Consider the following 24,779-nt stretch of genomic DNA (forward strand, 5'->3'; position numbering starts at 1 on the left):
CTGATCGACAAAGGTTTGCTGGCGTCATCCTACTGTTCCTCCGGGGTGATGGGCGGAGCGAGGCGTTCATGGAAGTACTCTTCTCTCGTGATCTCACCGCTGATGTTCCACTGCCTCAGGTAGATCCTGTTTCCCGATGCGTCGAACTCCGTCTCTTCGGATATCTGCCCATTGGGGAACCAGCTTTTCCACACTCCGCAAGCAATACCAGAATTGGTGAAACCCTCGGACTTGATGTCCCCCTCAGGGTGCCATGACTTCTGGAGGCCGTGCTCTATTCCTTTTTTGTATGTGGCCAGCTCTACTATATTTCCTTTGGAATTCCTTTCCACTGCTTGTCCTGTGAAGGGGGATCCCTTGTAAAGGGTCAAGTTTTCGTCGTAGTTATAGTCAAGGCCTTCTTCGTTCACCTGGTTTGCGCCAGTCGTCGTACTTAATTTCCTGGTCCAGCCCCTGCGCCGCTTTGATCCTGCGCCCGGCAACAGGATTTTTAGTATCTGGGATGAGGGAAGTGCAGCTAGGGAAGTAGGGTGTTATGTTGACTTTTTTGCGAAAGATGAATATATTGAGTTGATCTCAGCGGCCGGGAACCAGAAGAAAATCGGCAATAAAGACGAGAAGTGCATCCATGGGCGAGTTTTTCGTATTTACCACCAATTTCCTTTCGCCTCTCAGTTGCTGAAGCCGCCTCACTGTGATTTTCGCTCTTCGTATTCCTTGTCAAACTTTTCAAGCGCCTCAGGGGAGATGTGCTCGAAAGGCTTAATCTTCGCATATCGATTTTTGTTTCCCCTGGGCACATTGATGCCGTCCACTTCAATTAGCCCATCTGGGGTGTAGTTTATAAAATCTCCTCTATAGTAGACTGTTAGTAGGGGTTCGAATGGGCAAGGAAGGTTCGGCATGTCCTTCTTTGAGTCTCGGAGAACGGAAAAATGTATCGACCACTCTACCGTGCGCCGAACGTAGAAGGTAGAAAGACTTGGAAGGATGTCAAGTGCCTCTGATATTGCTTCGTCTGTGGCCCTAATTCCAGGGTCTATTGATTCAGCAATGTCAAAGAAAGGCCACCCCCCGCCTCCGATTTCCAGCGACCACAAGGCGGACCTTCTTAGGTATTCCTGGACTAGGCGAGCCTGAGAGCGGCGGCGCTGGCTCCTGCTGCTCCACTCGACTCGGCTGAGCTTCTCTGCGATTCCTGTATGCCATTCTCTCATTTATTGAACCTTTCGAATATTATCTGAGCGATCTCTTCGGAGTTTGATAGGTCGGCATTTGGTGAGATGTCTGGGGCTCGCCATTCGGGGAGGTAGTGACCGTAGGGATCTTGCTGATTTTCAGACGGAGATAAATCATGCGCGCCATAGTGATCAGGTGTTGGTTTGGGCACTTCCTCCTCCCATATTTCATCCCATTCGAAAGCGGCGCTGTTGCTTGATCGGTATGGCATTCCCCATTCCATGAGTTTACTTTCGACCGACTCGTGGGTGAGCCATCTCAAAAATGCACCTTTCTCGTTTTCTGGAATTTTTCCCTCCTGGGCTTCTAGCCACCACTTGGCGATATGCGGCATCGGGGTAAATCTTCCTATTCTGGTGTCGCCAGGGGAAACTGTGATCTCGTGGTCGCGTAGAAATATATGATTTTTGATTCTATCTATAACTTCGAGTCTGATTCCTGTGTAATCAGCAATTTTCTGGGTGTCTCCCTCTGTAGACCGGATTCTATTATAGATGCGGGCATGCTCGGCTTGGTCAGGTCCTTCGATGTGTGCAAGTCCTGTGTCGTCAAACCAGCGCCTCGATGCATCGGTGTGTCCGAATTGGACCTCTCCTGGTTTTTTCCCATCCTCCAAAGTGGTCGGTTCCATTGTTTCAGGGTCAAGTCCACTGAAAGGTGGTGTGTCTTGTCCAGTTCTTCCGGCATCTATGAGTTCAGTTTGAGCGGCCTCGGATAATGTTAGATGGCGTCTTCCAAGTATTGGGTTGTCGGAACCACTGACTCGATCTGCTGGAATGTTGGTCCGTTGGGTAGTGCTGCGAACTTCCGCGCTGGTGTTGTCGTCGCCGACGCTGTTGGTGATGTCGAGATTGCTGCGGGCATCGACGCGGTTGCTGTCGCTCGCGTTGATCTCCATGCCGTCGCTGCCGACCAGGGCTTCCTGATGCCGGTGCAGCTGTTCCCACAGCTCGGGGGCGTCGGCCTTGAAGGCCTCGACCTCCTCCAGGAGTTCCTGGGTGGTGCGCTCCATCGCTTCCTCGGACAGTTCGATGGGCCGACCCGGGGCGTTGACCTCCGAAGCGGCCACATCGCGCGGCGGGAGTGCGTCCAGGGGCGCGGACGACCCGTTCTCGGAATCCAGGAGCTCGGCCAGTCCGCGGTCCATGTCGTTGCCGGAGTCCTGCGGTTCGGCGTTCTGCTCGGAACGTTCACCTGTGACGGACGACGTTTCTCTCCAGGCGGGCTCGTCCTCCCGACCCCCGGAACCAGCTGAAGCGTCCTGCCTGCCCGGCGTCGGGTTGAAGACGGAGCTTTCGCCGGCCGGTTCCGGTGCCGGACCTCTGCTGTCTGTGCCCGCGCCGGTGAGGCCCCTGTTCGCGGACCACTCAGAGATGTTCGCAAGCGCGCCGGTGTCGATCTCGCCCAGGCGGCCGTTGATCTCCGACATGGTTCCGCCGAAGCCGCTCTGGGCCCGGCTGATGTATCCGGACAGGTCGAAGCCCGGATCGGCTGCGGTCCCGTTACCCCAGAACGTGACCGGGCGCTGCCCTCCGCCGTCCAGGCCCCGCATCTCGAGTGCGCCGAGATCGGCGCCGCCCGTGTCGATACCGCCGCTCGCCAGGTTGCCGATCTTCGCCGCGAGCATGCCCCCTCGGACAGGAAGGCCGACGACCGTGAGGGCAACGTTTCCTGCCGCTGCCGTGACTGTGTAGGCCGGGCGCTCGTCCCATTCACGCCAAGGAACAAGGTCGTGGGCGACCTCTGTCCAGACCGGTCCGGCGTTCGCCTTCCACGTGTCCCACGAGCGCTCGTCGGCGTCGAAGGGGTTCATCCACCCTTCCTCGCCGTAGAAGCCGGCGAGGGCTCCGTAACCCTGAAGGGTCTCGGTCTTGTGAGCGACGAAGTTGTCGGCCGCCTCGCCGACACTGCTCGCCCAGCCGCTGCCCTCACGCCACAGCCCGATGCCGGCCACGGCGCCCACGCCCGTGTCCCAGAGCATGCCGGGGCCGAAGTAGTCCCACTGGACCATGTAGGCGTCACGGGCCCAGTCCACGGGCCAGGGGAAGTCGGCGTGGGTCAGGTGCTCCCAGCTGTCTCCCAAACCCTGTTTCCAGCCCTCGAAGGTGGTCAGGTCGTAGACGGAATCGGGGATGTCGGCAGGGTCGATGCCGTAGGCGATCTCGCCTGTGTCCGGCGGCTCCTCACCCGCGGCCACGTAGGTGTTGCCCGATCCGGTCACCGCTGCGATGGCGTTGGCGCAGGCTCGCTCGGCCTCTTGGAAGGCGCCCCAGACCCGGTTCACCTCCAGGATCAGCTGGCGGTTCCGATGGAAGTTCTCCAGGTCGGCGTTCCACTTCTCGTCGTCGCCGACCTCCTCCACGAAGGCGCGGGCGTCCTCCTTGAGGGATCGCAGCTTCGTCTTGGCGGTGTCGGCCTCGTCGGCGAAGGTGTCCAGGGCGTCGGCGACGGCGGTGAAGTCGTCCTGGATGGTGCCGCCCTTGGTGGCCACCGGGCCCATCGCGGCGAACAGGTCCTCGGACTCGGGGGCCGTGTAGTGGGGTTGCAGCCCCTGCCAGGTGGCCTCGATACCCTCGCCGCCCTCGCAGATCTCCTCTCCTGCGGTGCGCATGTCCGCTGCGGCCCCCTGAAGGATCTCCACCGAGGTCCCGGGTATGGGGATGCAGTCGGGGACGATCAGGACCATGAAGTCCATGGGCAGTGCCTGCTGGCTGCGGGGGTCGTCCACGGGACGGATGACATCGATGGGGGGCACGTCGACTCCGTGTGGGAAGCAGGGGGTGGGAACGGGGGAGGGGTCAGACCGGAACGTTGAGGGGGTCGACCTCGCCGGCGGTGGCGCTGTTCTGCGCCTCCTCGGCCATCTCCAGATCGCCGGTGAGGTAGGCGTCCACTGCCAGGGCGCAGCCCTCCAGCGCCGACCCGGCGCGGTTGACCATCTCCTCGGCGAGCAGGCCGTAGTTCTCCAGGAACACGTAGAGCTCGCTCTGCACGGGACCGCTGCAGGAGGCGGACGCGGCCGTCACGATCCCGTTTCCTGCGGTGGTCAGGGATCCGTCCAGGGCATCGCCGCTCCCGTCACCGAGCAGTCCCATCACGGTGTTGAGTACGCCTCCGACAGAGGGTGCGTCGATGTCCCAGCTGCTCATCTGCTGCCTCCAGGCGTGACTGTTTCGGAGGTTGACTGTCTGAAGCGGTTGGCCCGGAAGTTCTCGGGCGCTGTGGCTCGTGTCTCATGGCCGGTTCCGGCCATGTGGTCCTGCTCGGAGCGGGCGATCGCGGCGTGCATCCGGTCGAGGGTCGGCTGCAGCGCGGCAAGAGTCCTGGTCAGGCGCTTGCCCAGGTCTTCGCTGCGGCTGCGCAGGCGTTCGGTGTCGTCCTCGAACAGCACCGGGGGCGCCTGCCGTGGCGGAGCGGGTCGGGCGACCGCGGCCTCTTCCTGTTCCGGTGCGTGCTCCGGCCAGGAACTGGGTTCCACCAGCTCGAACTTCATCCGGCCCCCTTATGGGAAGCCCTCCACGGGCTTAAGCGGCTTCTCACCTTTTGCGCGCATTATGCCGACATCTGGCGACATTCGGTCACCGAGTGTGCACGGGAGGGCTTGACACGGCACGCCTTCCTGCGACAGATGTGGTTGGCTCGAAGAGCTGTGGCCGGATCGTGCCGTGGCTCAGGTCTTCCCCGAACCTGCCTCCCGCCTCACCCCCCACCCGACGAGGAGAAGCGTTGAGCTACGACGTGGTGGCACTCGTGGCCCAGGAACCCGATGCGCTCGTGCTGGCCCGCGCGCTGCACAGCGCCGGCCCCGACCTCTTGGTGCGCTCCCTCGAAGGCGGCGCGGTCGTGCAGCTGCGCGACGCACAGCGGCAGGTACTGCTCACCGCGGAACCCGCACAGCTGGTGGAGGACCGTGACGAGGTCGCACGTCTGCTGGGTTCGGACGCGGCTCTGGGCCTGCCGGAAACCTGCTGGTGGGTGGAACTGCGGGCCCGCCCCGATGCGGAGGGGCGCCGAGTCGCGCACAGCGTCGCCGACGCCCTGGCCACCGCTTCGGGCAGCAGTGTGTGGACCTCGGGCCGGGCCGAGTTCGGCCTGTGGACCGAGACCTCCCACCCGGCCGTGGAGACCGTCGCGGAAGAGGCCTTCGTCGTGGCGCAGGACCGCGAGGTCGCCTCCCTCTCCTCCTGGCTGACCGACGCGGTCTCCGCCCATGGCGCCCAGGGACACGCGCTCCAGTTGCTCACCCCGGCAGAGGCACGCATCACCTACCCCTTGCGCACCCTGCTTGCCCAACCGCTCGCCCGGTGGGTGGTCAGAGCCTTGGACGGAAGCCACTTCGACGGCATCAGCGGCCTGCCGCTCACCTGGCATCCCCGCCACGCCTACATCCCCGTCCCGCCCGCGGAGTCCGCCCCCGAACCCGCTCCCGGCTTCCTCGACGACTCACCCATGGGCGCACAGCTGGTCCTGGACCTGTCGGTGACGCACCGGGCCTCCTTCGCCCCGCCCCTGGGCAGGGCCGCGGAGATCCTCGCCGAACATCTGGCCGGGGCGCATCCGACCGGGTGGGGTCCGCACGAGCCGGCCCTGGCCGCCTGGAGCCGCGAGCGCCTCGTCCGACTGGCCCGTCACCGCGCACCCCGCGCCTCGGTGTTCCACTTCAACGGCGGCCACGGTGGCGGGACCGCGTTCAGCGGCAGTATCCGTGTCGGCTGGGAGGGGGAGCGTTCCGAGGAGAGGATCTCCGTCGCCTTCGGGTACGGGGACCGCTCCGAGCTGCCGCTCCAGGTCCTTCCAGCCTTGGTGGAGGGGCTCGCAGCCGAAGGGTTGCTGTCGGTCCTCCACGTCCGCAGGAGCCGTGGCCGCGCAGACACGACCTACGAACCGCGCTGGCACGGACTGGCCACCGCGGTGGGCATGGCTCTGGGCCCCGACGCGTTCACCCGTGCGGGCGAGGAGTACCTGCTGTCGGGGCCGCTGAAGGGCACTGTCCTCGGCCGGGGCGCGGACCGGGCGCTCTGGTACCGCGTTCCCGAGGAGGCCCCCGCGCAGCTGCGGTCCGCGGCGGTCGAGGCCCAGCTGCGCCACCTCGCCGCCGCCCCCGGCACGGGTTCCTGACGCCGGCCGGGACCCGCAGATCCCCGTGCCCGCAGCCGATCGCGGTCCGTTCTCTCGGGCCCGGAGGCAAGGGAGCGCTCCCCTAGGATGCGCGCATGGACGAATTGCGCGGAGACCGGGCCACATGGCGCTTCGACGGCGAAACCGTCGCGATCCGCTACCACACCGGCCGGTTCAAGGATCCGATGCTGAAGGAGTTGGGCCACTGCGAGGTCCCCGTCGCCGCGATCGCCTCGGTCGGTTTCATCCTCTCCGACAGCAGGCGCAAGCGCTGGACACTGGATCTGCGCCTGCGCGAGCGGACCGACCCCTACGCCGCTGCGGGCGCGATGCTGGCGGAGAAGTCGCAGCCCTTCCGGCTGGTGGGTCCGGCGAAGACGGAGCTGGTCGCCGAGTACCTGTCCGACCAGCTGCGCTTCGCCGCGGAGCAGGCGGCCGAGAAGGGCGCCGCCCCGGCCGACCTGGCGACGCGCCTCGTGCCGCCGCTGCCCTTCCACATCCAGACGGAGGAGGGCACGGCCGCCTTCGACGGCGCCACCGTGCGGCTGATCTGGGCCGGCTCGGCCGCCTCCCCGCGCAAGAAGAAGGCGCACCGCCGCGAGATCGCCCTGTCCGACGTCACCGGCGCCGAGTGGGTCCCCTCGGACGGCTGGGAGTACGGCCATCTGCGCGTCACCACCACCGAGGCCGTCCAGACCCCGGTCACCAAGCCCAAGCACGACCTGTCCTGCCTGCTCAGCAACGAGGGGAGGGAGGACGCCCTCACCCTGATGATGGCGGCCACCGTCACGGCCCACGTGTGGGCGGGCCGGAGGCTGGAACTCGAGTGACCCCAGGGCACCCGGGGCACCCCCGCCCCGGGGCCCGGGCCCGGTCACGGCTCGGCGATCCGCTCCGCCACACCCCGCCCGGCGATACCTGCTCCGGGAGGACACGAAAATCTGTAGTGATCGGTGTAGACATCCAGGTCCTCCAGTGCTAATTTTTCTGTTGTAGCCACAGAGGTCAAAAGATGGACCACCGGATACGCCGGTGGGAAGCAGTGACGCAGTACCGGAGTCCCGCCCGTACGGGGGACACCGGAGCAGGAAGAAGGACGCGGTAGGGCTCGACCGGCGCGCAGTGTCGGATGGCGTCGGGTGCCGGTGGTACCGCAGTAACGCAGGAACGGCCTCCCGCCGGTACGGGGGAGGCCGCGCAGTAACAGAGAAGGTGCAGTAACAGAGAAGGTCGGCTCGACCGGCGCGCACGTGCTTGAAGGCGCCGGGGGCCGGTAGCAACCGCAGTACAGCAGTAAGGCAGTACCGCAGTACCGGTGTCCCGCCCGCACGGGGGACATCGCAGCAGGAAGAACACGCAACGCGAGAGCGAGAGGAGCAGATGCCATCAGGATCGCCCGGGCGCGGAGAAGTTCCGCTCGGGTACCGCAGGCCCCGGTTCGGAAGAAGGTGGTCCACGGTCACACAACCGCGATCCCCGCTTTCCCGGCTCAGCTCGACCTCGGGAAGCGGAAGACCGGCAGCCGCCGGTAGGTGGTATTGAAACTCTCGGGCCCCAGCGCGGAATCGCGCTGGGGCCCTCGGCGTGCGGTCAGGAGAGAAGGAAAGAGAAGACGCTTGTCCCGTCCCGAGAACCGGTTCGACGATGACGACTACCCCGCCTACACCATGGGCCGCGCGGCGGAGATGATCGGCTCCACGCCGGCGTTCCTGCGCGCCCTCGGCGAAGCCCGGCTGATCGAGCCCCTGCGCTCGGCAGGCGGCCACCGCCGCTACTCCCGCTACCAGCTGAGGCTCGCCTCCCGTGCCCGCGAGCTCGTGGACGAGGGCACGCCGATCGAGGCGGCCTGCAGGATCATCATCCTGGAGGACCAGCTGGAGGAGGCCCTGCGGATCAACGAGGAGCTGCGCGCCTCCGACGGGCACCCCCAGGGCAGCGAGCCGCCGGCACCCTGACGGACCCCCCGTCCAGGGCCATGAATGCGGTCGAATCCGGCCCCGGGGTGGGGTGTCGTCCGCCGGGGCGGCGCGGGAGGGACGGTACCCGTCACCGTGTCCGCGTGGTCGGCCACCCCCGCAAGCGGGTCGGCCACCCCCGGAAGCGGGTGGAACGGGATGATCGTCCCAGGGATCTCACCCCTCAGGAGGTGCCCGTTGTCCCACACCGCGTCCCCCGTCCGCGCCACACCCCGCCCCCGCTGCGTCGCCGCGGCCGCCGCCGTGCTCACCCTGTCGGCCGGGTGCGCCTGGCTTTCCGGGGGCGAGGTCCGTGAGGTCGCCGACCTCGAGGTCCTCCACCTGGTGGCCGAGCAGCCCCCGGCCGAGCTCCCCGTCCCGACCACCGTCACCGGACACGCCTGGGTCTGGAAGTCCCCCGGCGGGTCCGGTATCCAGGAGATCCTCCCCGTGCCCACCGGCGCGGTGGTGCGCCTGGCCGACGGTGCAGCCGGCCTGGACACCGCCACCGGCGAGACCGCGTGGAGCTTCCGCCTCCTGGACCCCCGGGACCGCGCCGACGTCGCCCTCACCCCCGATCGGCAGCGGGTGGCGGTGGCCGCGGACGGTGCCGTGGTGGTCCTGGACCCGGCCACCGGTGCGGAGATCGGTGTCCATGAGTACGAGCCCGACCCGCAGACGCGCGGCCCCGGGCAGCTGGAGATCAGAGGCCCGGCGGGCCTGGCCGCCGACGAGGGGCTGGTCACCGCGCAGATACAGGAGAGCGGCGCCGTCGACGTCACCCTCACCCCCTGGGCGTTCGACGACGGCAACGGCGCCGGCGGAGGGTGGAGCACCGAGGTCCCGGCCTGCAACGAGGGGATCAGCCCGTCTCGGATCGAGGACGGCTTCCTCACCTCCGGCGCCGTGGTGCTCCTCCACGGCTGCGGCGAGCCCAAGGACGCGGACGACCCCGCCGAGGACGACGGCGTGTCGGACCTGGTGGCTCTCGACCTCGGGAGCGGCGAGGAGCTGTGGCGTCTGGCCGCCGGGGAGGACTTCACCGTCGAGCACGAGAAGAACACCCTGGGCGGCGGCGGCCACTTCGCCGTGCTCGGTGACGTCGCCGTGCGCCAGAACCTCGCCCTGCACCGGGGGACGCTGGTCGTCGATCCGGTCACCGGGGAGGTGGTCTCCGACGAGATCCCCTATCTGATGAGCAGTACGGGGAGCGACTTCGTCGTGCGGGTGCTCTCCGACGGGTACGTGGCGCTCACCGGTGAGGGCATGCCGAGGCAGGGCGAGCTGTGGGGGCAGTACGAGCTCCGCGACTTCTCGGGGCGGGTGCGCGGCGCGGTCCCCACCGAGTTCGCCCGGGCCGACGGGCTCCTTCCGCTGGAGGACGCGCTCGTCCGCCTGGACTGGGCCGACCCGGAGGACCCCCACCTGTTCGTCCTCGACTGGGACGGGGGCGCGGAGCCGGTCGCGCAGATCCCCGCCGAGGTGAAGGTGGAGACCCGCGAGCTGACCAGCCTCGTGGCGGCGGAGGAGGTCGTGGGTCCCGCGACCTTCGTGGCAGTGCCGGGTGCGGTGCTGCTGCGGGAGTACCGGCACGGGCAGCCGCAGACGCGTATCTCGGGGTTCACCGGCTGAGGCGGACCGCCGGAGCGCTCCGCCGCCGACCGGGGGCCATGGGAGAGGGAGGACCGAACGTACCGCCCGCCGCCCGCCGGGCGGCTCTCCCGCTGTTGCGTTCCTTCGCGGACATGGGGAGGGAGCGCCCGGGACCGTCCGCCCCGATGCGGGCCAGTTCCGCGAAATCGGACGGACCCAGGGCTGTGAGTAGTGGTTTCGCTCCTGTCCGGTCCCGGGGAGGCCACCGCTCCCCTTCGAGGTAGCGGACTCAAACCTGTAGCCATCACTCCCTGTCTTCCCCTAAAATTCCCTTACCTTCTGGCCATCCGAGGAAAAAAGGGAATATTGATGAGTGATCGTCTCTACTCCGTGGAAGAGGTCGCCGAGCATCTCGGGCTGCACGTGCGCACCATCCGCAACTATGTGCGCGACGGCCGCCTCAAGGCGGTGCGTATCGGCAAGCAGTACCGGATCAGGCACGAGGACCTGGAGGCCCTCACCGGCGGCCCCGTGCCCGCGCCCCCGTCCGAGACGGTCCGGCGCCACCGGCACACCGAGGTGTCGAGCATCGTGGAGGCCGACGCCGTCAGCCGCGAGACGGCCGACCGCGTGACCACCATGCTCACGGCCGCAGCCGCCGGCCGCGAGCCCGGCGGGCAGCCCCTGCGGGTCACGACCGCCTACGACGAGGAGCGGGCCCGCCTGAAGGTCGTCGTCCTCGGCGGCCTGGCCGAGACGGCGCGGATGCTCGAGTACATGGAAGGGGTGCTCGCCCCGTGAACCCCATCTACCGTTCGGAGGAGGGCGAGCGCCGGATCCGGCAGAACTACCTCCAGGCGCTGGAGGAGTGGCCGGTCCCCGCCGAGCGGGTGCGTCTCCCCACCTGCCAGGGGGAGACCTTCGTCCTGGTCTCCGGCCCCCCGGACGCACCGCCGGTGGTGCTCCTGCACGGGTCGGGCGCCAACGCCGCCATGTGGCAGGGGGACGTCGCCTCCTGGTCGCGGCACCTGCGCGTCCACGCCGTCGACCTCGTCGGCGAGCCCGGCCTGAGCGCCCCCTCACGCCCGCCCCTGGACTCCGGCGGCCTCGCGCTGTGGCTGGACGACGTGCTGGACGGGCTGGGCCTCGCCCGCACCGCGGTCGTGGGAACCTCCCTCGGCGGCTGGACGGCACTGCACTACGCCACCCGCAACCCCGACCGGGTCACCCGGCTGGCGCTGCTGTGCCCGGGAGGTGTGGGGCGGCAGACGACGGGCCGGATGCTCCTCACGGCCCTGCCGCCGCGGCTGTTCGGGAGCCGGGGAAGGCGCCGCTCGGTGCAGCTCGTCACGGGCCTGGACCCGCGGCGCGACCGGGCCGCCCTGGACACGGTGGCGCTGGCCTTCGCCCAGTTCCGGCCGCGCACGGAGCGGCTGCCCGTGTTCTCCGACGAGGAGCTCGGCCGCCTGGACATGCCGGTGCTGGTGGTCGTGGGCGGACGCGACGTCATGTTCGACTCGGCGGAGACGGCTCGGCGGATGCGCGCCCGGGTCCCGCACGCGCGCGTGCACGTCCTGCCCGAGGCCGGGCACGCCCTCCTGCACCAGACGGAGACGGTGGAGGAGTTCCTGCGGGGGTGAGGAGACCAGGCTCCGCCCGGACACGCCCCCTGGCCTTTCGGAGCCGGAACCGTCCGCCGCGCCGGCACGGACAGCCGCGCATCACCGGGCTCACCGACGTATCACCGGGCTCACCGGCGCGCGGCCGCGCGGGCAGGTGTCCGCCGGAGCGGCTACCCCTGCCCCTGGGGTCGCGGGCTCCACTCGTGGGTCAGGAGCCCGAACACGACCAGGTCGAGGAAATCGCCCATCACCCAGGACGCCGAGCGCAGCACACCCTCCCGGACGAAGCCGTTGTGCTCGGCGGCGCGCAGCATCGCGATGTTGTCCGCGTGCGTCTCGATCTGTATCCGGTGCAGACCGAGGACCGTGAAACCGTAGTGGCACAGCGTCGCGACCACGTCGGTGCCGTACCCCTTGCCGCGGCAGGACGGCCGCAGCGCCAGCCCGATGTGCGCGGAGCGGTTGTGGGTGTCGATCTCCCACAGGGCGGCGTTGCCGATCAGCGTGCCACCCTCCAACTCCACCGCCGAGAACAGGACGGACGACTCGTCGTCCTCCCTCACCACGAGCCTCGGGTCCTGCGACCTCGGCGGAATCGGCCGCCACGGCCTGGCCTCGGCCCGCGAGGAGCCGGCTACGTCGTCGTAGAGCTCGGCCCGCAGGATCGGGATGTCGTCGTCGTGGCGGGCCCTGAGCCCGACCTTGGTTCCTGTCAGCACCCGGGCTTTCTATCCGGTCGGCTCGGCTCCGGGCAAGCGAACAAGGACCCGGACGGCCCCGGACGGATCCGGCAGGTCCCGTCGGCACGGCGCCGCGCGGTCGGGGCCGTGCGGGGAAGGTCCGCACCGGGGAGGGGAAGTCCGCGCGGGTACGGGCGGACGCCGGACCTCACGCCGCCTCCGGTGCGGTGAGGGCGCGCCGCGCCGAGACCACCGAGGCCAGGGCGAACCCGGCGCGGGCCAGGAGCAGCACCGACCACAAAGACACCAGCGTCAGGTGCCCCGACACGGCGAGCAGGCCGATGGCGGGAAGCGCGCCGCACCACAGCACCGCGACCAGGCTGCGCACGGTCGCGTGCGGTGCCACGACCACCTTGAGCACCGACGACAGGAACCCCGCGCAGGGCTCCAGGAGCAGCTGCACCCCCACCAGCCGCACCCCCCACAACACCACGGGGTCGGCCTCCAGACCCAGCAGCCCCGCCACCGGCCCCGGCAGGGCGAGGAACACCAGCGCGAGCGGCCACAGCAGCAGGGCCGTCGAGGCGGTGAACAGGCGCAGGCGGCGCGCCTGCTCCCGCAGATCGGTCCCGGAGGCGCGCAGCAGGCGCCCGGCCACCATGCCGTAGGGCTTCAGCGGCACCACCAGCGTGCGCACGACCGCGATGCAGGCGAGGGCGGCGGCCGCCTGCGCCGCCGGCAGCACCGTCACGACCTGGGAGACGACGGCGAAGGCCGCCACGAGCACCAGGGCGTCGAGCGCCCCCGCGAACGACCCGGGCACCGCCCGCAGCACCGGCGCCGACCACATCCTGCGGGCGCCCTCGCGCACCGACCGCAGCACGGCGGCCCTGGCCTGCGGCTCGGTGCGCACCACGGTGCGGACCAGGGTGGCGAGGTCCACCAGGGAGCATCCGGCCCCGATGACCACCAGGGCGACCACCGGGGAGGGTTCCCACAGGAACACGGCGGCGGCCAGCAGCCCGTGGGCGACGAAGTTCTCCGCGCTCGTGCGCAGCCGCACCCCCTCCTGGCCGGTCACCAGCAGCACGCCGCCCGCCGCGTAGGTCACGGGGGCGAGCAGGACCGCCGGGAGGTAGGTGAGGAGGAAGGCGGCGAACAGGCCGGGGGAGTGCTGGAAGGCGAGGGCCGCGCCGCTCGCGGCCAGTGCGCCGAGCGCCAGGAACACCGATCCCGCCAGGACGGTGGCGGCCAGCTCCGCCGTCCGCTCCGGATCCTTCAGGAGGGTGTCGCGGCGCAGGCGGGACACCACGAGGACCTGGTAGGCGGTGCCCAGGGTCAGGCACACCAGCAGCAGGGTGAGCGCGCTTCCGTAGGAGGCAGCGACCTCGGGGGCGTAGCCGCTCAGGGCGGAGAAGAAGAGGAGGACCTTGGAGCCGGCGAGGAAGACCGCCAGGGCCGCCTTCGTCCCCCGGGAGAGGAAGTCCTTGACGGCGCTCGTGCGGTCGGCGGTTCCGGTCGTGGGCATGGGGGGTCAGCGCTCCGTCTCGTGCATCCGTCGGGGGGTGTGCCGGATTCCTCGGGAGGGGCTCTACGAGTTCGCGGCCCTTCGGGGGCGGCCGGGCGGTGCTGCTGCCGGAGCGCCTGGGGAGCCCACATGCTCTCATCACGCCTGGGAGGATCCCTCCCTGACAATTTTTCGATGAAGGACGGCAAGGGTCAGGACCGCGAAGGTCATACCCAGGGCAGAGATGCTCACCGCAAGGACCGGCTGCAGTTCGACGACGCGCGCTGTAGGCGACATGGACACGGGGTTGCTCGGATCACTGTGCCGGATCACTTCTGTGATGCTCTGCCATGTGGCCCATCCGATGAACGCTGTGAAAAGGCCCCCCTCCGTGAGGAGGAGCCTTCTGTGGATGCCGAGGAAGCTCCATCCGCTGATGTGCCGGGCGAAGATCTTCTGGGCCCGGACCCGTGTGTGGATGACGCAGACGGCGACGGAGGTCATGAGCATGACCGCGCAGGAGGCAACCAGGTTGAAGCTCTCCAGCCGTAGCTCCTTGACCAAGCCCGCGTAGTAGTCGGCGGCGCTGGTGACCACCATCTGCATACCGTTGACATAGGTGGAGAAAGGAGGCTGGGAGATGGATTCTTCCACCACCGAAGGATCCGGGAAGACAATGGCGCCCTGCGTCGCGTAGGAGGTGTACCTGACGTCGGAGAGCACTGCTCCGTTGGGCAGGGCGATGATTACAGGCTCCTCCAGGAAAGGTTGTACGTAGAAGTCTCCGGGGGTGATGGACCCATAGGTGAACACCTGGTTTCCGTGTGCGGTTGGGAGGACTTCGATCTTCTCCTCGGAGACCAGCCCGGACGTATCGGATCCCCCCAGGAGGGAGACGACTCCTGCTGTGAAGTCTGCTTTCCGGTCGATGAGTGACGGAGGCAGGAGAATTCTTACGCTCTCACCGGGTAGGTAGCGTTCCCCCTCGGGAGAGAGAATCTCCTGGTGTTCCAGGTAGGTGTTGTTGACCAGGATCACTCCGAAGTCCGGTCGGGGAGTGCCGGGAGGGGTGATAGCTTCCCCCCTTTCCTGGGCTGCCAGGATCATGTCCCCGGATGCATCGGATTGGCGGATCCAGTTCCCGACCACCGGTTCCATCTCTCCTACCATCTCGGCGATGTCGACGCTTCCGGAGATCATGATCCGGGATGTCTGACCGGCACCTTCGAAAGCGTCCATGTCCTCTTTCTGGGCCTGTATGTTCCGAGCCGAGGCAATGACAGAACTGAGGACGAGGAGGACAAGGATGATCGCGGGGATGCGTGCAGCGTAGGCGCTGACCGTGGCAGGACGGCCGGGGATCCTGCCCTTGAGCGCCGGGAGTATCTCCATGGTGTGCGTGATGCCCAAGGCGGAGGCATGGGCAGCGAACCCGACGAGCAGGAAGAGGAGGAGCAGCCACCCGGCTATCTCGGCGAAGAGGAAGAACTGGGACAGTCCGTTGTAGAGGAAGAGGAGGAGCACCACGCTCGCTGCCACACACGCTCCTGGGCCGAGGTAGAAGCGCAGGAGCAGGAGCATGTCGCGAGTGAGAATCCTGGTGAAGCCATGCCCTTGCAGCCGAAGGACGGCGTAGTTTTTGGCATTGAGGAGCACACCCGAACCGACAGCGGTCACACCCATCAGCAGAGCGATGAGAAGCGCTGTGTTCATGTTTCCGGAGTAGACGAAGAAATCTGTCCATCGGAGCTCGGTGGACGAGGCACTGAAGGTGTCGTGAAGACCGATCTCGGAGAGTGCGGCCTCAAAGGCCGATGATTCTTCCTCGGAGCCGAAGACGTTGTAGAACCCGCGTGGATCCTCGTGGTCCAGGTCGGTGAAGGGGTGGACCTCTGTCCGCATGCTGTGCCCGAACGAGGGGTATCCGTCTTCGAGCCAGGCATGCTCAGGGGATTCGGGCGAACCGGGGGACAGGTAGAGGTGGCGTATGTTCCCGGGGTCGCGTAGATCCGGGACCTCGTACGCAACGGAAACATTGTTGTCTGCCGTGAACTCTTCGACCTTGTCGATGATCTGAGGAGTGTCGGCAATGCCTTGGTTGGCCGTGACCCAAACAGAGTGTGAAGGGACCGTCAGGGTTACCGATTCGTACTGATGGAGGGCAGCAAAGGAAAAGATTGATGCCAGGGCAACGAAAGCCGTGTGGGTGAAGAAAATAATTCTGGGAAGCACAAGTGTTCCGTCTCGGAAATGAATGAACGCCGCCGGGGTCCGCCTGTGGAATTTTTGTGCGCTCCTCAGGAGGTGCGATGGCGGGTGGGGATCTTCACCGCTGCGGAACCTTGGCATCTCGTGGAACGCTTGTAGTAGGAGAAGAGATGTGGGCCCGTCATTCCGTGTCCCTGCGTCCCTCCGCGACAAAATCGACACGAGCAGCAGCGGATGTCAGCGTGCGCCTGTCAGCCCTCATGTTTATTTCCGTTTTTTTCTCGGGGGCAACCATCAGTCGGAGAGGGGTACGGAAGGGGGATGAAGAGGGTTTCCTTGTATTGCCCTCCGTGCTCGTTCTGATGCGGAGAAAATAGCACAGAAGGGGCTATTGAGAGAACTCGGTACCAGACTTCCGAGGATGGCTACACCTGTCCCTCCTCGCCCGGATGTGCGAGCGGTCCAATATGCGGAGCTGGTCTTTCCCATGTTCCCCGGGCCGGGTTTTCAGGAGGAACCCAGGCAATGGGGGATCCCTGACGTATCGATCTTGGCCACTTCCGGCCAAAAACCGCGAAGAGCCCCATGTCTTCTTCGCGGGTGGCTCGGGCCTCCGGGGCGTCAGGGGCGGCTGTACCGATCCGTGGCTGGAGACGTGGGGCAGAGTCGGTGCCGGCACGGTGGCGGCATGTGGCCGGTACGCGTTGGCCCGGGCCCCATGTGCGTCATGCATAGGTTCTTGACAGAGGTGCTGAGGGGACCGGTGGTGCGGGGGAGAGAGTGGGGGATGCCTCGGCGGTGGCTGCCGAAGGTGTGCGGGGCCGATCGGTGGCTCAGAGGAGTTCCCTCATCCTCTCCCGGTGCCGTTCGACGAGGGCGACGGAAGCCGCTGGGTCGGCCGCCGCCTCCTGGATGCTGCGGAAGGCGGCTTGGTAGGCCTCCACCTCGTCCTCCTGCTCCAGGTAGAGCGACTGGGTGAGGGAGGGGACGCAGACGATCGGGGTGTCGAGCGGGTGCGCGAACTCCAGGACCGTGAACGGAGCGACCAGGCCGGCGTGCGCGTCCTGGGCCAGAGGGAGCACGCGCAGGTCGATGTTGGGGAGCTGGGCCATGTGGAGCAGGTAGTCGAGCTGCTCGACCATGACGGTGGGCCCGCCGATGGGGCGCAGGAAAGTCGACTCGTCGACAACGGCGTGCAGACGGGCGGGCTTCATCCGGACGAGGATCTCCCGCCGGCACATGCGCGCCTCCACGTGCCGTGAGATGTCGGCCGGGTCGGTGCGGCCGGCGCCCCGGAGGACGGCGGCGCTGTAGCCGGGAACCTGGAGGAGGGCGGGGAAGATCTGGGTCTCGTAGTTGCGGAGGTGGGCGGCCTCGGTCTCGTAGTCGGGGAGCAGGTCGCCGTTGAAGACGTCCCGGTAGTCCCTCCACCAGCCTCGAAGCCGGGTGTCTTGAACCCAGTCCAGCATGTCTTCACGTTGGCTGGGTTCTGTAATCCCGTAGAGGTCCATCAGTTTGATGATGTCTTTAGGGTTTATCCTTTTTGTGAACCCTGTCTCTAATTTTGTGACTTTGGGATGGGTCCATCCGAATTCTTGAGCGACTCTCACGGCCGTGAGGTTGGCCGATTGGCGTGCCTGGCGAAGTGCAGAGGTCAGGCGGCGTAGGCGGAGTGAAGGGCTTCTGGGGTCATGCATGTCGCTTGCCTCGTAAGTTACTTATAAGTAGCGTTAGTTCTTTGGTTGTGGCCGGAGAACATTTCCTCTAAATTGAAGGGGCGCCACGGAGAGAACACGCACAGTGTTCTTCCTGGGTTGCGCCGTGCCCCCTCCCGTCTATCGGAGATTCTGAATCTCACACCGCCGGGCGCGTTCGACACTTTTGTCCCTTTCGTGAATGACACTTAAGGAGTGTGCTCGCTATGCCCAAAAAGGTGCAGATTCGTGGGTGCCGTTCTGCGTCCTCTGTCCCGATTCCTGCTCGGGAAGCCACCGCTGCCACCCGCCTCCCCCAGGGGGCTCCGGCTCCGGGACTCGTGCCGGGGGAGGTGACGGTTCCGCTCAGCAGCTTCGTCCAGCCGGTGCACCGGCACTACTTCTCCGGGCTGCCGGAGCGGTGCAACTACCGCAACCGTCACTACAGCTTCCCTGGCATCCCCGAGGTGATGCCGCTGACCAGGGCGTTCCTGAACACCTGCGCGGCTGACCGGTCTGAGGACTACCGCTATCTGTTCACCCTCCTCGGTAGCGAGCTGGCCAACAACGCCATTCGGCACACGCTCTCGGGGCGTCCGGGTGGGAGCTACACCCTCCAGGTCCGGCGCAGCCGTAAGGGACTGCACCTGACCTGCCGCGACCAGGGCAGCCTGAACGGCCAGGACGGACACCTCAGCCCGAACCCGAGCGGCCTTGACCTGTCGGCCGAGTCGGGACGAGGACTGGCGATGGTCGACGCCTTCGCCACCTCGTGGGGTGACAACGGCTTCGCGGAGTACCGGAGCGTGTGGCTCTACCTGGCGTTCAACGCCGAGGAGAGCCGTTGGTGGGACGACTCGGCGAGCGTCCGCAGCTGACCACACGGGAACGCCGCTGCAACGGCGGACCCGTCTTACAAAGCGGCCCAGGAGGTGTACCACCACCTCCTGGGCCCTGAATCCCGAAGCACTGAGCAACTTGTAATTTTCAGGAGCCAGGATCCAATGACGAACATTATCTCTTTCCCCCGCCCCTCCGCAGCTCTTCCGAGCATCTCCGAGCCCAGCGAGAAGTTCCGGGTTCCCGCCCAGAGCCGACCGGCGAACCCGTTCACGACCCGGCACACCCAGCCGGCCCCGCACACCGCGCCGCGCACCGAGTCGGTCAACCCCTGGCGTCCCTCCCCTAAGCCGGGGCCGTACTGCCAGGACTGCAAGCACCCGTCCTGCCGCGCTCGCCGGGCCGAGCGGCTTCCCCGCCTGGGCGGCCGACGCTCCGAGTTCGCCGAGGAGCACGCCAACGCCGCCAAGCTCCAGGCGCGCCACCGGAACCTGGTGATCTGGTTCGGTGAGGCCACGCAGTCCTACTGGGTCGCGACGTCGCACGGCCTCGTCGAGGGCCGCGACATCGATGCCCTGTTGCTCGCCCTCTGGCCCCACACCAGCCGCTGACCCGCACCCGTCCTGCCGCGCGAGGCGCCCGCGCGGCTGGACGGCGTCGACATCGAGCTGATTCCGGAGAGCGAGCATCCACGCCCTCCGGTCATCCGGCAGCCTTGCGCCAAAGCGGCGAGGACGAGACCCGAGCCGAGATCGCCCGAGCCGCTGATGCCAGTTCGACACTGCGCAGCGAACGTGACTTGGCTGAGGAGTTTGTTGCCTCGGTGTCGGCGGACAGAGCCGTGTACGACCAGTGGTGTGCGTTTGTCGTCGCCAAGCGCGCAGAGGAGCTTGAAGCGATCATTGCTGAGCAGAAGCTCCAACCCGATGCAGCGCCCGCGTTCATAGATGCAGCATTCCGTGACGGGCAGCTCCGCATGATCAGAACGGCGATCACGAAAACTCTTCCTCCTGCCTCTCGTTTCTCGGCAGGCGGTGGGCATGGCGAGGCGCCAGAGGGCGGCTTGACGTCACCCTCGGCGTAGTGCTCTGTCTCCGAGAGGTGTCCGTTGCGGCCCCGCGAGTCCTCCGGTGCCCCGCTGCCTCACCTTTATTGCTCTGTTTGTTTGCAAAAGTAATATGTGCCTTCCGGGGAATGCATATCACCTTCTGCTGCTCTCTGGTGTTTGGTGTCTTGTTTCGAAGGGCTTCTGTGGGTACATTCGCGCTCTCCGCCAACGCTTTTTGTGTAACGATTTTGCGAAATAGGATTATCTTTTTGTGGCAAGTGGTCTGCTGGCGGTCGTCCCTGACGTGCTGTTAGTTGAAAGGACCGACCCCCCGGTGCCTGTCACAGTCCACGACGTCATCTCCTCCATCCGTGAGCAGTCCAGGAACAACCACGAGCGCGGCAGCCGTTTCGAGCGCCTCATGGTCTCCTACCTGCAATCCGACCCCCAGTTCTCCCGCAGGTTCACCCGTGTCCACCGCTGGGCGGACTGGCCGGAAGCGCCCAGCAAGCAGGACCACGGCATCGACCTCGTCGCCGAGACCGTTGACGGCGGATACTGCGCCATCCAGTGCAAGTTCTACGAGGGAACCCACCGCCTGCAGAAGGACGACATCGACTCCTTCTTCACGGCTTCGGGCAAGGAGCCCTTCACCCAGCGGCTCATCGTCTCGACGACGGACACCTGGGGGCGCGCTGCAGAGGAGGCGCTCTGCGGACAGCAGATCCCCGTCACCCGTCTCGGCCTGGGCGAGATCGCGCAGAGCCCGGTCAGCTGGGACCAGGTTTGGCCGACCATCGACACCGAGGTCGTCCTACAACCCCTCCCCCTTCATGAGCCCCTACCGCACCAGCGGGCAGCAGTGGACGATGTCCTCACGGGCTTTGCCAGGCACGACCGCGGCAAGCTCGTCATGGCGTGCGGCACCGGCAAGACCTTCACCTCGCTCAAGATCGCCGAGGAGCTTGCCGCGGACCTGGAGAGCAAGGATCGCCGACACACCACGACCCGGGTGCTGTTCCTCGTCCCGTCCATCGCCCTGCTCTCCCAGAGCCTGCGGGAGTGGTCCGCCCAGTGCCGGACCTCCATGCGCGCCTTTGCCGTCTGCTCCGATGCCAAGGTCGGCCGCAGGAGCAGCGCCGACGACCTCCAGGATCTGCGCAGCCACGACCTCGCCCTGCCCGCGACCACGGACGCCTCCGTGCTCCTGGACCAGGTGAAGCGCTCCTTCTCCGGGGAGCGGCTGCAGGTGGTCTTCTCGACCTATCAATCACTTGGAACGGTCCACACCGCTCAGAAACTCGGCCTGGGCAACTTCGACCTTGTCATCTGCGACGAGGCGCACCGCACTACCGGAGTGACCCGCTCCGGTGAGGAAGCCTCCAGCTTCGTCAAGGTCCACGACCGCGAGTACCTGAAGGCGGACCGCCGCCTGTACATGACAGCGACGCCGCGGCTGTTCGACGACAACAGCAAGAGCAGTGCCAAGAGCAACAACGCCGTCCTGTGCTCGATGGACGACGAGGAGGTCTACGGCCCCGAGTTCCACCGCCTCGGCTTCGGACGCGCGGTGGAGGAAGGGCTCCTGACCGACTACAAGGTGCTTATCCTCAACGTGGATGAGGCCTTCCTGGCCAACGCACTGCAGTCGCAGCTGTCCGAGGACGGCGAACTCAAACTCGACGACGCCGCAAAAGTGATCGGGTGCTGGAACGGACTGGCCAAGAAGATCGGCAAGGCCCCGGCTGGCCAGAGTTTCGAACCGGGTGAGCCACCGATGCGCCGGGCAGTGGCCTTCGCCCGTACCATCGCCGAATCCAAGAAGCTCGCCGACAAGTTCGCCCAGGTGGTGGACGGCGTCAATGCGCAGGCGGACGAGCAGTCGCGCTCGGGCCTGCGCTGCGAGGTCGAACACGTCGACGGCAGCTACAACGCGCTGGAACGGAACCGGCTGCTCGACTGGCTCAAGGCGGATGCGGGAGACGACACGTGCCGCATCCTCTCCAACGCCCGGTGCTTGTCCGAGGGTATCGACGTCCCCGCTTTGGATGCGGTGCTGTTCCTGCATCCGCGTAAATCCGTGGTCGACGTGGTCCAGTCCGTGGGCCGTGTCATGCGCAGGGCCGAGAGCAAGAAATTCGGGTACATCATCCTGCCGGTGGGTGTCCCGACCGACGTCAGCCCCGCAAAGGCGCTCGGTGACAACAAGCGGTACAAAGCCGTCTGGCAGGTGCTTCAGGCCCTCCGCGCACATGACGACCGGTTCAATGCGACGATCAACAAGATCAATCTCAACCGGAACAAGCCCGACAACATCATGGTCGGCACGGTCACCGCTGAGGACTTCGACGGCCTGCGTGAGAGCGTCGGAGGCGACAGCGGGCAGAGTACGGGTGAGGGAAGCGACTCTGCCACGGCAGTGGTGGCCGACGGGTTCCAGCAGCAGGTGCTGGACTACGACTGGGGGGCGCTGCGTGAGGCGATCTACACCCGCATCGTCGACAAGGTCGGTGAGCGCCACTACTGGGCGGACTGGGCCCGCGACATCGCCGAGATTGCCGAGCGGCACGTGGCGCGTATCCGCGCGGCCACCGCTGATGTGGAGTCGGAAAAGGGGCGCGCCTTCGCGGGGTTCGTGGAGGAGCTGCAGGCCAACCTGAACCCGGGCGTCGACCGGGACAGGGCCGCGGACATGCTCGCCCAGCACATGATCACCAAGCCGGTGTTCGATGCGCTGTTCAAGGACTACGACTTCGCCGGCCACAACCCGGTCTCCTTGGCCATGGAGAAGATGCTCACCGCCTTGGAGGACGAGTTCATCGGCAGCGAGGCCGAGACCCTGGAAGGTTTCTATGCCTCGGTGCGCAAACGGGCCGAGGGTATCGACAACCACGAGGGCCGACAGCAGGTCATCACCGAGCTGTACGAGAACTTCTTCAAGAAGGCGCTGCCCAAGACGGCAGAGGCGTTCGGGATCGTCTACACGCCGGTGGAGATCGTCGACTTCATCCTGCGGATCACCAACCAGGCGTTGGACAAGCACTTCGACAGCAACCTCTCGAACGAGGGTGTCCACGTCATCGACCCCTTCACCGGAACGGGGACGTTCCTGGTGCGGCTGCTGCAGCTGGGGCTGATCAGGCCCGATGACCTGCTCCGGAAGTACACGCAGGAGCTGCACGCGAACGAGATCGTGCTGCTCGCGTACTACATCGCGGCGGTCAACATCGAAGCGGCCTTCCACCAGCAGTGGGAGGGGAGGGGCGGTGCGAAGAACGGAGGAGAGAAGGAGTACCTGCCCTTCGAGGGGATCGTGCTCGCCGACACCTTCCAGCTGAGCGAGGAGCGGGACACCATTCCAGGAACGCTGCTGGGAGCGAACAGCGACCGAGCCCGTCGGCAGCTGGAGCAGAACATCCGGGTGGTCATCGGCAATCCGCCGTACTCGTCGGGGCAGACCAGCCAGAATGACAACAACCAGAACCAGTCCTACGAAAAGCTCGACGCACGGATCGCAGAGACGTACGCGGCGGGCTCCACCGCGCAGAACAAGAATTCGCTGTACGACTCCTACATCCGGGCCATCCGGTGGGCCTCGGACCGGATCGAGGACGGGGGCGTGGTCTGCTACGTCACCAACGGCGGCTACATCGATGGCAACACGGCATCGGGGCTCAGAAAGAGCCTAGTGTCGGAGTTCGACTACATCTACTGCCTCAACCTGCGCGGCAATGCGCGTACGGCAGGAGAGCAGCGGCGCAAGGAAGCTGGGAACGTCTTTGGGTCAGGGAGCCGGAACACGGTTGCTGTTCTGCTCCTGGTAAAGAACGGTCAGGGCAATGGGCAGGGGAGGCTGGTCTACCACTCTGTTGCCGACTACCTGAGCCGGAGCGAGAAGCTCAACATTGTAGCGGCTGGCGGCCTCGACACGATTACATGGCAGGAGATCGCTCCGAGCTCCGAAGGGGATTGGATCAATCAAAGAGATGAGAGGTTCAGGTGCTTCTCTCCGATTGGGGATCGTGATTCAAGCAGAGGGATTTTTGCGGCTTACTCCCGTGGTCTTGCCTCTGGGAGAGACGCTTGGGTTTACAACTTCAGTGAGGCCAAACTGCGGGGCAATGTCGAGCGCATGATCGGCTTCTACAACAGCCAGGTTGACGGATTCCGTGAGTATTGTGAGGAAAAAGGGATTCGTGAGCCTAGCAATGACGACGTGGTCAAGTTCATTGACTACGACAGTGCCAAAATCAGCTGGAATAGGGCTGATAAGATTGGTGTGAAAAGGGGGAGGTTTCGCGCTTTTGGGCTGGCGTCGGTCATGTTTGGTACTTATCGCCCTTTCGTCAAACAGCGAGTGTACTTCAGTCGTGGAATGAATGACATGGTGTATGCTCTCCCCGTGGTATTCCCTGTGTCCGGGGAAAGGAATTTCGGGTTTTATAATGTTGGCAGCGGTTCGGCGGTTCCATTTTCCGTCCTCATGATGGACGCCCTGCCCGACCTTCATGTCACTGGAGCAGGTAGCGGAGGCCAATTCTTCCCTCGCTACACCTACCGTGAGAGTGCCGGAGACAATCTCTTCAGTTCTCAGGATGAAGGGCTCCAGCAGGTCGACAACATCACCGATTTCGCCCTCGCCGACTTCCGCAAGATCTACGGCTCCGATGTCACCAAGGACGACATCTTCTACTACACCTATGGCCTTCTTCACTCTGAGGACTACCGCACGCAGTTCGCCGCTGACCTGAAGAAGTCCCTGCCGCGTATTCCCAAAGTCGCCGGTTTCCGTGAGTTCGTCGATGCCGGGCGCAACCTCGCCGTCCTCCACATCGGCTACGAGACCGTCCAGCCCTACCCGCTGGAGCGGACGATCACCGGCCCCACGCCGGCGCCCGCGCGCGAGGTGTACCGCGTGCAGAAGATGAAGTTCGCCGACAAGAGCGACCGCTCCACGATCGTCTACAACTCCCGGGTCACCGTCAGCGGCATTCCTGAGCGGGCCTACCGCTACCAGCTCGGAGCGCGCTCGGCCGTCGAGTGGGTCATGGACCGCTACCAGGTCAAGACCGACGAGGCCAGTGGCATCGTCAACGACCCCAACGACTGGTCCGACGACCCGCGCTACATTATCGACCTCCTGGGTCGGATCGTCACCGTGAGCCTGGAGACCGTCGACATCGTCGAGTCCTTGCCGCCGTTGGAGATCTTGGAGGACTGACGGTCCTTCCCTGCTGCGGAAACGCGACGGGGTGTCCCTGCCAAGACCGCGGGG

Annotated in this window: 19 protein-coding genes and 1 pseudogene; 10 read left to right on the forward strand and 10 right to left on the reverse strand. The window is 66.0% G+C overall.

Annotated features, from left to right (window positions below; all coding sequences use genetic code 11):
• Positions 1 to 29 precede the first annotated feature (29 nt).
• The 5 genes from FHS13_RS10980 to FHS13_RS11000 form a co-directional block, all read right to left on the reverse strand.
• Positions 30 to 410 (reverse strand): toxin-antitoxin system YwqK family antitoxin, encoded by a 381-nt coding sequence (locus FHS13_RS10980; protein WP_184291183.1) that lies wholly within the window; start codon positions 408 to 410, stop codon positions 30 to 32.
• Positions 411 to 689: 279 nt separating this feature from the next.
• Entirely contained in the window at positions 690 to 1,217 is a 528-nt protein-coding gene (locus FHS13_RS10985) for a hypothetical protein (RefSeq protein ID WP_184291185.1), read from the reverse strand.
• On the reverse strand, positions 1,214 to 3,934 hold the full coding sequence (locus FHS13_RS10990; protein WP_184291186.1) for an amidohydrolase family protein: 2,721 nt from the start codon (positions 3,932 to 3,934) through the stop codon (positions 1,214 to 1,216). The genes FHS13_RS10985 and FHS13_RS10990 overlap by 4 nt, the downstream gene beginning before the upstream one ends.
• Before the next feature lie 103 nt (positions 3,935 to 4,037).
• Entirely contained in the window at positions 4,038 to 4,388 is a 351-nt protein-coding gene (locus FHS13_RS10995; protein WP_184291188.1) for a DUF6507 family protein, read from the reverse strand.
• A complete protein-coding gene (locus FHS13_RS11000) occupies positions 4,385 to 4,732 on the reverse strand; it encodes a hypothetical protein (RefSeq protein WP_184291190.1) in 348 nt (115 codons plus the stop codon). Before FHS13_RS11000 ends, FHS13_RS10995 begins: the two co-directional genes overlap by 4 nt.
• Before the next feature lie 233 nt (positions 4,733 to 4,965).
• Here FHS13_RS11000 and FHS13_RS11005 point away from each other — a divergent pair, with 233 nt between their 5' ends.
• The 6 genes from FHS13_RS11005 to FHS13_RS11030 all read left to right on the forward strand — a co-directional run bounded on the left by FHS13_RS11005 (position 4,966) and on the right by FHS13_RS11030 (position 11,545).
• Positions 4,966 to 6,357 carry a DUF6177 family protein gene (locus tag FHS13_RS11005; protein ID WP_184291192.1) on the forward strand — a complete coding sequence of 464 codons (1,392 nt, stop codon included), beginning with the start codon at positions 4,966 to 4,968 and terminating at the stop codon, positions 6,355 to 6,357.
• Between the two features lie 95 nt (positions 6,358 to 6,452).
• Positions 6,453 to 7,187, forward strand: a complete 735-nt coding sequence (locus FHS13_RS11010; protein ID WP_184291194.1) for a DUF4429 domain-containing protein — start codon at positions 6,453 to 6,455, stop codon at positions 7,185 to 7,187.
• A 786-nt stretch (positions 7,188 to 7,973) separates the two neighbouring features.
• Positions 7,974 to 8,312, forward strand: coding sequence for a MerR family transcriptional regulator (locus FHS13_RS11015; protein ID WP_184291196.1), 339 nt, complete (start codon positions 7,974 to 7,976; stop codon positions 8,310 to 8,312).
• Between the two features lie 198 nt (positions 8,313 to 8,510).
• Positions 8,511 to 9,944 carry a PQQ-binding-like beta-propeller repeat protein gene (locus FHS13_RS11020; protein WP_184291198.1) on the forward strand — a complete coding sequence of 478 codons (1,434 nt, stop codon included), beginning with the start codon at positions 8,511 to 8,513 and terminating at the stop codon, positions 9,942 to 9,944.
• 330 nt (positions 9,945 to 10,274) lie between these two features.
• On the forward strand, positions 10,275 to 10,706 hold the full coding sequence (locus FHS13_RS11025) for a helix-turn-helix domain-containing protein (RefSeq protein WP_184291200.1): 432 nt from the start codon (positions 10,275 to 10,277) through the stop codon (positions 10,704 to 10,706).
• Complete coding sequence (locus FHS13_RS11030; RefSeq protein WP_184291202.1) at positions 10,703 to 11,545, forward strand: alpha/beta fold hydrolase; 843 nt, start codon at positions 10,703 to 10,705, stop codon at positions 11,543 to 11,545. The genes FHS13_RS11025 and FHS13_RS11030 overlap by 4 nt, the downstream gene beginning before the upstream one ends.
• A gap of 152 nt (positions 11,546 to 11,697) precedes the next feature.
• Here the strand turns inward: FHS13_RS11030 and FHS13_RS11035 are convergent, their stop codons facing one another.
• From FHS13_RS11035 to FHS13_RS21945, 5 genes and pseudogenes are all read right to left on the reverse strand, one after another.
• Positions 11,698 to 12,246: a GNAT family N-acetyltransferase gene (locus tag FHS13_RS11035; protein ID WP_184291204.1), complete on the reverse strand. Its 549-nt coding sequence runs from the start codon at positions 12,244 to 12,246 to the stop codon at positions 11,698 to 11,700.
• 169 nt (positions 12,247 to 12,415) lie between these two features.
• Entirely contained in the window at positions 12,416 to 13,735 is a 1,320-nt protein-coding gene (locus tag FHS13_RS11040) for a hypothetical protein (RefSeq protein WP_184291206.1), read from the reverse strand.
• Between the two features lie 138 nt (positions 13,736 to 13,873).
• The gene (locus FHS13_RS11045; protein ID WP_184291208.1) at positions 13,874 to 15,946 is read right to left on the reverse strand and encodes a hypothetical protein; all 2,073 of its coding nucleotides are present in this window, start codon (positions 15,944 to 15,946) and stop codon (positions 13,874 to 13,876) included.
• 809 nt (positions 15,947 to 16,755) lie between these two features.
• Positions 16,756 to 17,391: a DUF5753 domain-containing protein gene (locus tag FHS13_RS11050; RefSeq protein WP_246405161.1), complete on the reverse strand. Its 636-nt coding sequence runs from the start codon at positions 17,389 to 17,391 to the stop codon at positions 16,756 to 16,758.
• A 30-nt stretch (positions 17,392 to 17,421) separates the two neighbouring features.
• Positions 17,422 to 17,619, reverse strand: a pseudogene (locus FHS13_RS21945) (helix-turn-helix domain-containing protein); the annotation flags it as partial.
• A gap of 350 nt (positions 17,620 to 17,969) precedes the next feature.
• Between FHS13_RS21945 and FHS13_RS11055 the strand changes: the two are divergent.
• From FHS13_RS11055 to FHS13_RS11070, 4 genes are all read left to right on the forward strand, one after another.
• Positions 17,970 to 18,494 carry an ATP-binding protein gene (locus FHS13_RS11055; protein ID WP_343064982.1) on the forward strand — a complete coding sequence of 175 codons (525 nt, stop codon included), beginning with the start codon at positions 17,970 to 17,972 and terminating at the stop codon, positions 18,492 to 18,494.
• Positions 18,495 to 18,620: 126 nt separating this feature from the next.
• Positions 18,621 to 19,067: a hypothetical protein gene (locus FHS13_RS21440; protein WP_246405163.1), complete on the forward strand. Its 447-nt coding sequence runs from the start codon at positions 18,621 to 18,623 to the stop codon at positions 19,065 to 19,067.
• 104 nt (positions 19,068 to 19,171) lie between these two features.
• Positions 19,172 to 19,540, forward strand: a complete 369-nt coding sequence (locus tag FHS13_RS11065) for a type I restriction endonuclease subunit R, EcoR124 family (protein ID WP_184291214.1) — start codon at positions 19,172 to 19,174, stop codon at positions 19,538 to 19,540.
• 298 nt (positions 19,541 to 19,838) lie between these two features.
• A complete protein-coding gene (locus FHS13_RS11070) occupies positions 19,839 to 24,725 on the forward strand; it encodes a DEAD/DEAH box helicase (protein ID WP_343064983.1) in 4,887 nt (1,628 codons plus the stop codon).
• Positions 24,726 to 24,779 lie beyond the last annotated feature (54 nt).

Source organism: Nocardiopsis algeriensis, assembly GCF_014203695.1.
In the GTDB taxonomy this organism is placed as follows: Bacteria; Actinomycetota; Actinomycetes; order Streptosporangiales; family Streptosporangiaceae; genus Nocardiopsis; species Nocardiopsis algeriensis.